The 13,163-nt window shown below is 33.3% G+C and carries 11 protein-coding genes; 10 read left to right on the forward strand and 1 reads right to left on the reverse strand.

The features are described 5' to 3' along the window. The first annotated feature begins 137 nt into the window (after positions 1 to 137). On the forward strand, positions 138 to 1,112 hold the full coding sequence (locus tag J5E45_RS07600) for an SMP-30/gluconolactonase/LRE family protein (RefSeq protein WP_069793137.1): 975 nt from the start codon (positions 138 to 140) through the stop codon (positions 1,110 to 1,112). 99 nt (positions 1,113 to 1,211) lie between these two features. Here J5E45_RS07600 and J5E45_RS07605 read toward each other — a convergent pair whose 3' ends face one another. After that, on the reverse strand, positions 1,212 to 1,643 hold the full coding sequence (locus J5E45_RS07605; protein WP_039069294.1) for a CHAP domain-containing protein: 432 nt from the start codon (positions 1,641 to 1,643) through the stop codon (positions 1,212 to 1,214). 287 nt (positions 1,644 to 1,930) lie between these two features. Between J5E45_RS07605 and nhaC the strand changes: the two genes are divergently transcribed. The 9 genes from nhaC (at position 1,931) to J5E45_RS07650 (ending at position 13,150) form a co-directional block, all read left to right on the forward strand. Next, the gene (nhaC, locus tag J5E45_RS07610) at positions 1,931 to 3,406 is read left to right on the forward strand and encodes a Na+/H+ antiporter NhaC (RefSeq protein ID WP_081325022.1); all 1,476 of its coding nucleotides are present in this window, start codon (positions 1,931 to 1,933) and stop codon (positions 3,404 to 3,406) included. Between the two features lie 174 nt (positions 3,407 to 3,580). Continuing rightward, on the forward strand, positions 3,581 to 4,456 hold the full coding sequence (cidR, locus tag J5E45_RS07615; protein WP_039069292.1) for a cidABC operon transcriptional activator CidR: 876 nt from the start codon (positions 3,581 to 3,583) through the stop codon (positions 4,454 to 4,456). Positions 4,457 to 4,830: 374 nt separating this feature from the next. Next, positions 4,831 to 5,217, forward strand: a complete 387-nt coding sequence (locus tag J5E45_RS07620; RefSeq protein ID WP_039069291.1) for a CidA/LrgA family protein — start codon at positions 4,831 to 4,833, stop codon at positions 5,215 to 5,217. Next, the gene (locus J5E45_RS07625) at positions 5,218 to 5,904 is read left to right on the forward strand and encodes an LrgB family protein (protein WP_039069290.1); all 687 of its coding nucleotides are present in this window, start codon (positions 5,218 to 5,220) and stop codon (positions 5,902 to 5,904) included. Between the two features lie 87 nt (positions 5,905 to 5,991). Then, a complete protein-coding gene (locus tag J5E45_RS07630) occupies positions 5,992 to 7,734 on the forward strand; it encodes a pyruvate oxidase (RefSeq protein ID WP_039069289.1) in 1,743 nt (580 codons plus the stop codon). A 335-nt stretch (positions 7,735 to 8,069) separates the two neighbouring features. Continuing rightward, positions 8,070 to 9,464, forward strand: coding sequence for a YfcC family protein (locus J5E45_RS07635; RefSeq protein ID WP_069793134.1), 1,395 nt, complete (start codon positions 8,070 to 8,072; stop codon positions 9,462 to 9,464). 230 nt (positions 9,465 to 9,694) lie between these two features. Continuing rightward, positions 9,695 to 11,728: a glucose-specific PTS transporter subunit IIBC gene (gene ptsG, locus J5E45_RS07640; RefSeq protein WP_039069287.1), complete on the forward strand. Its 2,034-nt coding sequence runs from the start codon at positions 9,695 to 9,697 to the stop codon at positions 11,726 to 11,728. A gap of 316 nt (positions 11,729 to 12,044) precedes the next feature. After that, positions 12,045 to 12,602 (forward strand): GNAT family N-acetyltransferase, encoded by a 558-nt coding sequence (locus J5E45_RS07645; protein ID WP_069793235.1) that lies wholly within the window; start codon positions 12,045 to 12,047, stop codon positions 12,600 to 12,602. A gap of 26 nt (positions 12,603 to 12,628) precedes the next feature. Continuing rightward, complete coding sequence (locus J5E45_RS07650) at positions 12,629 to 13,150, forward strand: VOC family protein (protein ID WP_069793133.1); 522 nt, start codon at positions 12,629 to 12,631, stop codon at positions 13,148 to 13,150. The last annotated feature ends 13 nt before the right edge of the window (positions 13,151 to 13,163 follow it).

The following is a 13,163-nucleotide window of genomic DNA, read 5'->3' on the forward strand; positions in this document are numbered from 1 at the left end:
AATGATTTTCTAATGCATTTAGGGGCTTTTTGCATATAAGTAAATTAGATAGTGAATTTTAAAGTAATTGATTTATTTGAAACTTTGTATACCATATAATTAAAATATGAAGAAATTAAAGAAAGGGGAAATGATTAATGGACAATAATAAAGTGCCTTCATTATTATATACGGGAAACGCTAAAAGTGAGGTGCCTATCCTTGCTCATGAACAAGGGATACAAACCATTACGGCAGAACCATGGTTAGAAATTTCTGATAAGGGATTACAACTCGAAGGACTCTGCTTTGATAGAAATGGAGACTTGATCCTTTGCGAAGTTTTTGGGGGAACTATTTTTCATGTAGCCCTGCCTGATAAAAAAATTACTCGAATATTAAATTCACATAAAGAAAATCCAGCAGCCGTTAAAATACATAAAGACGGACGATTGTTTGTGTGTTATTTAGGAGATTTCGATAGTTCAGGTGGCATTTATGCTGTTGATGCAAATGGCAATAAGATTCAAGAAATTGTATCAGATATTGAAACAGAATATTGTGTGGACGATTTAGTATTTGATAGTAAAGGTGGGTTTTATTTTACGGATTTTAGAGGTTATTCTACAAATCCTAAAGGCGGTGTTTACTATGTTTCACCAGACTTTCAATCTATTACACCTGTTCTACAAAACTTAGCAGTTGCCAATGGTGTAGCACTTAGTACTGATGAAAAAACACTGTGGGTAACAGAAACGAATGCGAACCGATTACATCGTATTGATTTATTAGAAGACGGCGTGACTATCGCACCATTTGGAGCGTCTATACCTTATCATTTCACAGGGCATGAAGGTCCTGATTCGTGTTGTATAGATAGTGATGATAATTTATATGTCGCAATGTATGGTCAAGGAAGAGTTCTGGTATTTAATAAGAGAGGTTACCCAATTGGTCAAGTTTTGATTCCTGGTCGAGACTCCGGCCATATGTTGAGATCAACGCACCCTGCATTTATTCCAGGAACAGATCAATTGATTATTTGTTCAAATGATATTGAAAATGATGGTGGTTCTTGGATTTATACAGTGAAAGGATTCGCTAAAGGACACCATAGCTACCAATTCCAATAAAATAAAAAACGTTGATTTGCAGTTTTCGTTGCAAATCAACGTTTTTTTCTCGAAAGAAATACTTAAATACTTTATAAATTATCGAGTGGAATAAAGTTATTAATAGATATAATTATATTTGGCAGCTGCTGATTTACTTAATATTCTTGTGCCATAAGCTAGAGGACGATTGTAATTATATTCGGATACTTTAATACTGCCATTTTTATAAACAGTTTCTACATAAGCAACATGCCCATATGTGCCTATAGTTGATTGCATTATTGCTCGTTTTGCCGGTACTCTACCTACACGATAACCACTATTTTTTGCTTTGTAATACCAATTTTTAGCGTTGCCCCAACTATTTGGCACAGGTTTACCCACGCTCGCTCTTTTATTAAATACATACCATGTACATTGATTTTTACTGTAATAATTAACTGCTGCATTAGCGGTTTGATTTTCATATGTCGTTTGGAAGGTTGTTATCCCAGTTACAAGTATCGTAGTGGCAATAAATATGGTCGTTAAAAATCTTTTAATATTCATACATTACTCCAGACATTTTTAAAATTATATATTTATCATAAGTAGCTAAAGTGAAAAATACAATGAACTCAATCATTATTACAAGCAAATTTAACGTATTTGAAATATATGCCATACAATTGTAATTTAACTCAACAAATACTTAAAGTGAAAGTGTATCGGTTATTTTTGAATTATAGTAAATATTATTTATTGATTATAAAAATTAAAATTAAATAGAAATTTAAATGATAAAGGAAGTATTGAAAGTATTTCTCAACTTGAGTATGATTTAACTAACAAAGGAGGTGGCTATTATTTTTAGTAGAAACGCTAAAGACAATAGTAGTAAGAACAAAGTCAAAAGGCCGTTAGGTTTTGTTTCGGCAATTGTTACGTTAGTGACGATGATTACAGCAATGCTTTTTACAGTTGCAGTCCTTGAAAAGGAACCACATATTCCTTTATTAATTGGAACAGCTGTAGCGATACTAATTACAATGTTACACGGTTACGAATTTAGTGAAGTTGAAGAAATGATGTATAAGGGGATTCGTCATGCTTTACCAGCAATCGTAATCATCATACTTGTAGGATTAGTAATTGGATCATGGATAGGCAGCGGTGTAGTAGCCACGATGATTTACTATGGGTTACAACTAATAGACCCAAGATATTTTTTAGCAGTTGTTATTATCTTATGTGGCATTGTAGCTTTAGCTATAGGTAGTAGTTGGTCTACGATGGCGACTGTGGGGGTTGCATCGATGGGTATTGGCATTAGTATGGGTATTTCACCTGGTATGGTTGCTGGTGCAGTAATTTGTGGATCTTATTTTGGTGACAAGATGAGTCCTCTATCAGACACTACGAACTTAGCTTCTGGATTAACTGGTGTTAACTTGTTTGAACATATAAAGCATATGTTTTATACGACGATTCCAGCATTAGTTATTTCATTAATTGCTTTTTTCTTTATAGGACAACGCTTTGGTGGAAGGAATTTTGATGCAAATAATATTAAAGACATCCTTGCTACGATGCAAGATAATTTTTTAATCACACCATGGTTATTACTTATACCAATCATTGTAATCGCACTCGTTGTAGTAAAAGTTCCTGCAATACCAGCAATTTGCGTAGGTATTATATTAGGATTCTTTGCCCAGATATTTTTGCAAGATGGTACTATTACAGAAGCACTTACAGCACTACAAACGGGTTATACAATTGATTCAGGTAACAAACTTGTAGATGAATTGTTCAATCGAGGTGGATTAGAATCAATGTTCTACACAATATCACTGACACTTGTAGCAATGACTTTTGGGGGCGTCCTCGAATATTCTGGTATGCTCACAGCATTAATCGCAGTTATTTTAAAAGTGGCCAAATCTACAGGATCATTGATTGCATCAGTAATTGTATCGTGTATTGGGACGAATCTTACTTGTTCAGAGCAATATATATCAATTATTGTACCCTCACGTATGTACATAAATACATTTAAAGATAAAAAGCTTCATCCGAAAAATTTATCTAGAGCACTAGAAGATGGCGGAACATTAACGTCTGTGTTTGTTCCTTGGAATACGTGTGGTGTGTTTATTGCATCAACTTTAGGTGTTTCAGTGATAGAATATGCACCGTTTGCTATTTTAAATTATACTGTACCAATCATTTCGATTATATTTGGTTATATCGGTTTTAAAATTATTGGTTTAGATGAATCGGATAGTGAACAAACAGAAGAATCAAAATCAAACGATACAAATTTAGCATAAATATAATAGAGTAATATCTGTAATATATACGAATGAGTGGGGCATCTTAGATGTTCCGCTCTGATTTTTATACTAAAAGTTTGTGAAGGACTATATAAAATATATGATTGAATTATTAGAAATTCTACGTATACTGTACAGTATTAACTATGTTTCAAATAGAGGTGTGAACATATGGATATTAAACATATGAAATATTTTGTCGAAGTCGTAGATCAAAAAGGAATGACTAACGCTTCAAAATCATTATATATAGCTCAGCCTACGATTAGTAAAGCGATAAAAGACTTAGAAAAAGAACTTAATATGACTTTTTTTGATCGTAGTAAGCGGCAACTCGTTTTAACAGATGCAGGAAAAGTATTTTACAAGAAATGTAAGGAAATATTGACGTTATATAAAGATCTACCAAAAGAAATTAATAGCTTATTAGGATTAGAAACAGGCCATATAAGTATTGGGTTATCAGCAGTAATGAACATGAATAAATTTATACATATACTAGGAGAGTTTCACCAGCAATACCCAAATGTGACCTACAATCTTGTTGAGAAAGGTGGCAAAATGATTGAGACACAATTGATCAATGATGAAATTGATATTGGCATCACGACGATACCCGTAGACCAAGATATTTTTCACTCTATACCACTTTACCAAGAAGACTTAAAATTAGTAGTGAATAAAGAGCATAGGTTAGCGAATCGTGAACAGATTAATATGGCTATGTTAAAAGATGAAGACTTTATCTTATTTAATGAAGACTTTTATTTAAATGATAAAATTATTGAAGCAGCAAAAAATGCTGGTTATGTGCCTAAAACAATATCTAAAATTTCACAGTGGAATTTTATTGAGAATTTATTAAGTGCCCACTTAGGCGTAAGCATATTACCGGAAAATATTGTGAATTTATTAGATGGCAACTTTAAAAATATTACAATTGATGACCCAGGTATGCGTTGGGAGTTAGGTGTTATTTGGAAACGGGATAAATATCTTAGTCATGCAACGAGAAAATGGATTGAGTTTATGAAAGAACGTTTATAAAGTATGACTTGTAACGGACTGCACTAGTAACAAAATCTTCATTATAAAATATATTAAGCACCCCATCATTTTAAAAGAAGTGGACGACGAAAACATTTAAGTACAGCGTGTTTTCGTTGTTCCACTCTTTTTTATTTAAAAAGATTTAACCAAGGAAGCAAATTTAAGGTCTACTAACCATGTTGCCAGTAACTGTTAGAAATTAATTCATATGACATAATCATAAATAAATATAATTGGATAAATCGCTTCCATTCATAAAAGTAATAAGTAATATTAAAAATCAATATTTTTATTATATAATTAGAGGCCTTATACTAAGAGATGTAATCAATAAAGTATTAAGACAATAATGCAATAAAGGATGATGAATATTGCAAATATCAAAGAAGGTATCAAAAGTTTTACTGCAAGTGTTATTAATTATGGGAATCACATATATAGGCAATGTAATTCAGACTGTTTTGCATATACCAATTGCAGGTAGCATTGTAGGATTACTTGTATTTTTCCTCTTATTACAATTTAAAATAATTCCGTCAAAATGGGTGAATGAAGGCTCTAACTTTTTCCTGACAACGATGGTATTTTTCTTCGTCCCATCAGTAGTTGGTGTTATGGACGTTGTATCTGACATTAATTTAAATTTCATCCTATTCTTTTCAATGATTATTTTAGGAACGTGTTGTGTCGCGTTAATTTCCGGTTTTATAGCTGAGAAAATGGTTAAAACTGCGCGATACGGGAATGGACAAAATTAGATGATATTTTTAAAAGGCTTTTTAATGATTGTTTTAACACTAGCTATGTTTATAGGTGCCAAGAAATTACAGGTAAAATATAAGACACCATTTTTAAATCCGGCTTTAATATCATCGATAGGAATTATTATTGTACTTCTATTATTTAAAGAAGATTATCAAGATTATATGACTGGTGGAAAATGGATTCATTATTTATTGAATTGCACTGTTGTTTGTTTAGCATTTCCACTTTATCAAAACCGCCATAAAATACTACAAAATGCAAGTATTATTTTTAGTAGTGTACTGACAGCAGTGATGTTAAATTTCATATTTGTATATAGTGTGTTAAAAATTTTAGGATACTCAAAAGAAGTGATTGTGACAATGTTACCAAGGTCAATGACTGCTGCGGTAGGCATAGAAGTGTCAAATCAACTTGGAGGCGTCGATACTATTACAGTTATGTTTATAGTAACTACTGGGTTGATTGGTAGTATTTTAGGTTCTTATTTATTGAGATTAGGTAGGTTTCAAACCTCGATTGCGAAAGGGTTGACTTATGGGAATGCTTCACATGCTTTTGGCACGGCCCAAGCATTAGAAATAGACTTAGAATCTGGCGCATTTAGCTCTATTGGAATGATACTAACAGCGGTTCTCAGTTCAATCATCTTACCTATTTTAATCCTTTTCTTATACTAAATATATACTGTTTAGTAATGATAGATTGCGAAGTTAATTAAAAATTATGGGAAATCAATTTGAATTTTGAAAGGAGCTATTTTGATAATGGCAAAAATTAAAGCAAATGAAGCATTAGTAAAAGCATTACAAGCATGGGATATTGATCACTTATATGGTATTCCTGGTGATTCTATTGATGCAGTGGTCGATAGTTTAAGAACGGAAAGAAATAATATTGAATTTGTTCATGTTCGTCACGAAGAAGTTGCAAGTTTAGCTGCTGCGGGTTATACAAAATTAACTGGTAAAATCGGTGTCGCATTAAGTATCGGCGGTCCTGGAGTTATCCATTTATTAAATGGTATGTACGATGCAAAAATGGATAATGTGCCACAATTAATTTTAGCAGGTCAAACAGACAGTACTGCTTTAGGAACAAAAGCTTTCCAAGAAACAGACGTTAATAAAATGGTTGATGATGTAGCAGTATATAAACATCAAGTAACTGAAAATGACAAAGATATTTTTGGAATTGTAAACGAAGCAATACGTACAGCTTACGAGAAAAAAGGTGTATCTGTATTAATTTTGCCAAACAACTTATTGACGCGCAAAGTTAAAGACACTACTAATCAAAAAGTAGATACTGCGCCACCAGCTCGTGTAGCACCCAAACCAAATACTATAAAGAAAGCGGCTAAACTTATTAACAAAAGTAAAAAACCAGTAGTATTACTAGGTACTGGTGCACAACATGCAAAAGATGAAGTCCGTGAATTTATAGAAGCATTTAAGATACCAACGATTGTAACGTTACCAGCAAAAACAGTTCTTCCAGATGCACATCCTTACAACATAGGGAATCTGGGTAAAATTGGTACTAAAACGGCTTATCAAACGATGCAAGATGCAGATTTATTAATTATGGTAGGTACTAATTATCCTTATGTAGATTATTTACCAAAGAAAAATATTAAAGCAATACAAATTGATACAAATCCAAAAAACATTGGACATCGTTTTGATGTTAATGTGGGTATTCTTGGCGATAGCAAACTAGCATTACTACAATTAACTGATATGGCCAAGCATGTTACAGATCGTGATTTCTTAAATAAAACATTAGAAAGAAAAGCGACATGGGATTCTTGGATGGCTGAAGATATGGCTAATGACAGTAAACCTATTAGACCTGAACGCTTAATGGATGCTATAAATAAAGTTAGAACAGACGATGCCATTTTCTCTATAGACGTCGGTACAGCAACAGTATGGTCTACACGCTATTTAAATTTAACAGTTAATAATAAATTTATTATTTCCAGCTGGTTAGGTACAATGGGCTGTGCGTTACCTACTGCAATAGCTGCAAAACGTGAATATCCAAACCGCCAAGTAGTTGGTATTATTGGTGATGGCGCGTTTGATATGGTCATGCAAGACTTTGCAACTGCAGTGCAGTATGACTTACCAATGACATTGTTTGTATTAAATAATGAACAACTTTCATTTATTAAATATGAACAACAAGCTGCTGGTGAATTAGAATATGCCATTAACTTCACTGATATTGACTTAGAAAAATTTGCTGAAAGTTGTGGCGGCGTAGGTTATACACTTAAAGATCCAAATAGAATTGATGAAGTCGTTGAAGCGGCTATGGCTGAAAATAGACCAACGATAGTTAATGTTTATGTAGATGAAAATGCAGCACCATTACCAGGTAAAATTGTGAATGAAGAGGCAATTAATTATGGTAAATGGGCATTTAGATCTATTACTGAAGATAAAAAATTAGACTTTGATGAATTACCACCTATTTCAACAGCAGTAAAACGCTTCTTCTAAAATAACGATGAGGTGTTAGTCGCTATAGATAGAGCTTTAAAATATTTCTTAATAATAAAAGTTGATGAGATATTTTATTGAAAGATAGTCGGCAAAGATAAACAAAATAAGTGATTTTATAGAGCGAGACACAAAATCAAAGTAACTTTTGGTTTGTGTCTCGCTCTTTTTTATGTATTAAGATATTGATAAAAATCCAGACTATGGAATAATAGAGTTAACTAAATTTTCAGACAAAAGAAGAAAAGCATGTATTATGCATTAATAACATTTAGGATTTATAGTGCCTTGGTTATTTTATAGCATAGTGTAGTTAAAATGGAGAGGACGTAAAAATGATTAAAAAAATATTTAAAAATAATCACTTAAAAACACCGCATACGTATGCACTATTACTCTTTATTATCATCTTTTCTAGTGTATTGACATATTTAATTCCTGCTGGTGAGTATGCAAGAGAGAAGAAAGATGGACAGACTTTAGTTATATCAGGTTCATATGAACAAGTTCAGCAACAAGGTGTATCATTCTTTGATATTTTTAGAGCTATACCAGAAGGACTAATTAGCGGGGGAGAAATTGTATTTTATATTTTTCTAGTCGGTGGTGCATTTGGAATTGTACGTAAGACTGGTGCATTTGAAAATGGGGTAAATAAAGTAATGCAAACACTAGGTTCATATAAAGTGTTGATGATTCCTTTAACGATGACTATCTTTTCAATATTAGGTTTCTCAATAGGATTAGCAGAAGAAACGATTATCTTTGTTCCTATTGGAATTATTATCGCACGTACATTGGGGTATGACGCACTGACTGGTGCAGCAATGGTTATCTTGGGAGCGGCAAGTGGTTTTATCGGTGGGATGTTAAATCCTTTTACTGTAGGCGTGGCACAAACAGTGGCAGAACTACCTATGTTTTCAGGATGGGGGCTACGGACCATCATTTATGTGTTTATTTTAACTGCTGCAATTACTTCCGTTATGTTATATGCACGTACTGTAAAACGCGACATGTCTAAATCTTTAGTATATGAATTGGAACAAGTTGAAGGTTTCGATGACAGTGTGATGGAAGCAGCACGTTTTACAAAAAGACAAGCAGTTGGTTTAGGATTAATAGTCATGGTAATTATATTAAATGTATATGGTATTTTTACGTATGGGTGGTCATTTAATGAAATGAGCGCTAACTTTATATTTGCTGGTTTGCTCGCTGGTTTCATTGGTGGCCTTGGATTAAATGGTACATTTGATGCGATGATTGACGGAATGAAAGATATTCTGTTTGGCGCTATGATAGTTGGATTTGCAAAAGGTATTATTGTTATTTTAGAAAATGGTCAAGTTATTGATAGTATTGTGCATGGGATGACAACGTTACTTGCAGATGTACCATCTTCTTTAGTTATTATTGCTATGTTTATATTGCAGTTTATGCTCAATTTCTTTATACCTTCAGGATCTGGCCAAGCCTTGACCACAATGCCTTTAATGGTACCTATTTCTGATTTGTTAGATATTAATAGACAAATTACAGTGTTAGCATTCCAATACGGCGATGCCATTAGTAATGTATTATTTCCAACGTCAGCTATTTTAATGGGAGCCTTAGCAGTAGGCAAAATAACCTATACACAATGGCTAAAATTTGCTTGGAAAGTCATTTTAGCTTGGGTTATCATATGTTGTATCGGTATGTCCGTTGCGCTTTTAGTTGGATATTGACGTGAATCATTTGGCGCAATGATATAAGCTTATACAAATTAAAATTCAAAATTTATATTGTATATTTTATGAAAGCGTTATATAATGAAAAAAACATATCGTTACTTTGCGTGTTACTGGTTAAGCAGGCATGAGCAAACAGAAAGACTATAGGGAATAGTCTGTTTGCTCATGCCTTTTTTTGCGCGTTAATAGCGATCAAATTATATTTTTGGAAGGGATGTTTTTATATGTTTAAAAAGCTATTCGGACAACTTCAGCGTATAGGTAAAGCTTTAATGTTACCAGTCGCTATTTTACCAGCTGCCGGACTATTGCTAGCAATAGGTACAGCTATACAAGGTGAGGAACTACAACACTATTTACCATTTATTCAAAATGCTGGCGTACAAAGCGTTGCTGAAATGATGGCCGGCGCCGGTAGTAGTATATTTGATAATTTACCAATGATATTTGCTTTGGGTGTTGCGATAGGTTTAGCAGGCGGAGATGGTGTTGCAGCAATTGCAGCATTTGTCGGTTATGTTATTATGAACAAAACGATGGGTGCGTTTTTACATGTGACGCCAGACAACGTTAACGATGCAGCAAGTGGTTACGCAAGTGTCTTAGGAATTCCTACATTACAAACGGGTGTATTTGGCGGTATTATTATTGGGGCGTTAGCAGCTTGGTGTTATAACAAGTTCTATAATATTTCATTACCATCTTACTTAGGTTTCTTTGCTGGTAAACGTTTTGTACCTATTATGATGGCAACCACTTCATTTGTATTAGCGTTCCCAATGGCATTAATATGGCCAAGTATTCAAACTGGCTTAAACGCATTTAGTGAAGGTTTATTAGATTCAAATACAGGGGTCGCAGTTTTCTTATTCGGATTTATTAAACGTTTGTTAATTCCATTTGGTTTACATCATATTTTCCATGCACCGTTTTGGTTTGAATTTGGTGCTTGGAAAAATGCTGCTGGCGAAATAATTCACGGTGACCAACGTATCTTTATTGAACAAATTAAAGAAGGTAGTAATTTAACTGCTGGTAAATTTATGCAAGGGGAATTCCCTGTTATGATGTTTGGTCTCCCAGCAGCAGCTTTAGCGATTTATCACACAGCAAAACCTGAAAATAAAAAAGTAGTAGCTGGGCTAATGGGGTCAGCAGCTTTAACTTCTTTCTTAACAGGTATTACAGAACCATTAGAATTTTCATTCTTATTTGTAGCGCCATTACTATTTTTAATTCATGCAATACTTGATGGTCTCTCTTTCTTAACTTTATATTTACTAGATATACATTTAGGCTATACTTTCTCAGGTGGATTTATCGATTATGTCTTGTTAGGTGTCTTACCTAATAAAACGCAATGGTGGCTAGTCATTCCTGTGGGGCTTGTCTACGCAGTGATTTACTACTTTGTATTCCGATTCTTTATCCTTAAATTTAAATACAAAACACCAGGTCGCGAAGATAAACAAGCGCAAGCTTCGAATTCATCTGCAAGCGAATTACCGTTTAATGTTTTAAACGCAATGGGTGGAGAAGAAAATATTAAACACCTTGATGCATGTATTACGAGATTACGTGTTGAAGTAGCAGATAAAAGTAAAGTGGATACTGCTGAATTGAAAGCATTAGGTGCTTCAGGTGTACTTGAAGTAGGTAATAATATGCAAGCAATTTTTGGGCCTAAATCTGATCAAATCAAACATGATATGTCCTTAATTATGAAAGGTGAAATCACAAAACCTAGTGAGACAACAATCACTGAAGAAGATGAGGAAAATACTGTTCAATTAAGTGAAGTCTCAGATACAGAAGTTTATGCTCCGGGGAAAGGACAACTTATTCCTTTATCAGAAGTGCCTGATCAAGTATTTGCTCAAAAAATGATGGGCGATGGTGTAGGCTTTATTCCAGAAGATGGAGAAATTGTTGCACCATTTGATGGAACTGTTAAAACAATCTTCCCGACAAAACATGCTATTGGCTTAGAATCTGAACAAGGATTAGAACTATTGATTCATATAGGCATCGATACAGTTAAGTTAAATGGTGAGGGCTTTGAAAGCCTTGTGAATACTGGAGATACGATTAAGCAAGGACAACCGATTATGAAAGTTGATTTAAACTTTATTAAGTCTAACGCACCAAGTATCGTTACTCCTTTAATCGTAACCAATTTAGAAGATCGTATTATTGAAACGGCTGATGCGAAAAATGTAACTGTTGAAGAAGTAATTATGAAAATCACACAAAAATAATAACTGACATAAATAAAACAAAGAAAGCTCGAGGCATACTATGATATGTCGCGAGCTTTTTGTTTATTATCATGATAATGGTTTACAAAATTAAAAGTTCGTAATCAACGTTTAAATACAGGTTTTCCACTTATCATTGATTACGCGTTATCATCAGTTATTTATATAAAGAATTGTAAGAAAAATATATTGTTCTTAGAAAAATAATTGCTTTGTTCTGTAGTTTATAGTGCCTATTTTGAAATAAAAGTGTTGAAATATTCTGAAATTGTAAATATCATTAGAGTTAACAAAAGAGAAAGTAGTGGGTGATGAAATGGAATTTAAACCAGCAATGAACGTAATGCCAAAGGTATCATTGGTACCACCAGAATTAAACATGGCCGAACCACTATATCAAACTATTAAAGATAATTTTATACACTTAGCTCCATTTTTAGATTTTATAACAGAAGATGTGACAGTGGAAGATGAACGCGCATACTTAAAAATGATGATTCAGCAACATGCGGACAATAAAGCGAGATTATTCTTAATTTATTATGAAACAACACTTATAGGTACTGTTGATTTACATAAAATAGATAATAGTAATCATAAAGCAGAAGTAGGTTATTGGATAGCTGAAGAATATACGGGTAAAAACATAGTAACAAATTGTGTTAATCATTTATGTCATTTTGCGTTTGAAACGTTATCTCTTAACAAACTTATAATTAAAGCAGATGTTAGAAATATAGCCAGCAACAAAGTGGCTGAAAAAGCAGGATTTACTTTTCTAGCTACAGATGTAGAAGACATTTTTGACGGTGAAAATTATAGAGATATGAATCGGTATGTCCTATTAAAAAAACAATTTGAACAGCAACAATAATAATTTGTTATTAAAGGGAGGAGTATATGTCACTCACTAGAGGTATTAATCATATAGGTTTAACAGTTCCTGACATTGAAAGTGCTACCCAATTTTTCAAAGAAGCTTTAGACGGAAAAATTGCGTATGATAGTCAGACTAAAGCAGAAGAGCCGCGAGGGGGTTCATATGTTGAACATGTTTTAAATATTGAACAAGGGGCAGTAATTATTAAAAAAAGAATGATGGTATTTAATAATGGCCCTAATATAGAGATGTTTGAATTTAAACATGCTACACAAAATAATCCAGTGTCCTTACAGGATATAGGATTTACACATATTTCCTTTTACGTAGATGACTTTGACAAAACACTTGCTCAAGTTAAACAAGCAGGCGGTTTACCTATCTCTGAGCCCCATGCTAATACGAGGTATGAGGATACGGCAGGCAATCAAACAGTTTATATTAAAACGCCATGGGGCAGTCTGATTGAGTTACAAACAGTACCAAATGGCTTTTATTATCCAGAAAATAGTGAAGCAACCGTTTTTACACCTGACCCATAAACGCATATGAGCA

Source organism: Staphylococcus shinii (assembly GCF_017583065.1).
Classification (GTDB): domain Bacteria; phylum Bacillota; class Bacilli; order Staphylococcales; family Staphylococcaceae; genus Staphylococcus; species Staphylococcus shinii.

What these genes read in the sequence shown, in the direction of transcription:
- J5E45_RS07600 (WP_069793137.1), top strand. Translation starts at nt 138, where the DNA reads ATGGACAATAATAAAGTGCCTTCATTATTATATACGGGAAACGCTAAA.
- J5E45_RS07605 (WP_039069294.1), bottom strand. Translation starts at nt 1,643, where the DNA reads ATGAATATTAAAAGATTTTTAACGACCATATTTATTGCCACTACGATA.
- cidR (WP_039069292.1), top strand. Translation starts at nt 3,581, where the DNA reads ATGGATATTAAACATATGAAATATTTTGTCGAAGTCGTAGATCAAAAA.
- J5E45_RS07625 (WP_039069290.1), top strand. Translation starts at nt 5,218, where the DNA reads ATGATATTTTTAAAAGGCTTTTTAATGATTGTTTTAACACTAGCTATG.
- J5E45_RS07630 (WP_039069289.1), top strand. Translation starts at nt 5,992, where the DNA reads ATGGCAAAAATTAAAGCAAATGAAGCATTAGTAAAAGCATTACAAGCA.
- J5E45_RS07635 (WP_069793134.1), top strand. Translation starts at nt 8,070, where the DNA reads ATGATTAAAAAAATATTTAAAAATAATCACTTAAAAACACCGCATACG.
- ptsG (WP_039069287.1), top strand. Translation starts at nt 9,695, where the DNA reads ATGTTTAAAAAGCTATTCGGACAACTTCAGCGTATAGGTAAAGCTTTA.
- J5E45_RS07645 (WP_069793235.1), top strand. Translation starts at nt 12,045, where the DNA reads ATGGAATTTAAACCAGCAATGAACGTAATGCCAAAGGTATCATTGGTA.
- J5E45_RS07650 (WP_069793133.1), top strand. Translation starts at nt 12,629, where the DNA reads ATGTCACTCACTAGAGGTATTAATCATATAGGTTTAACAGTTCCTGAC.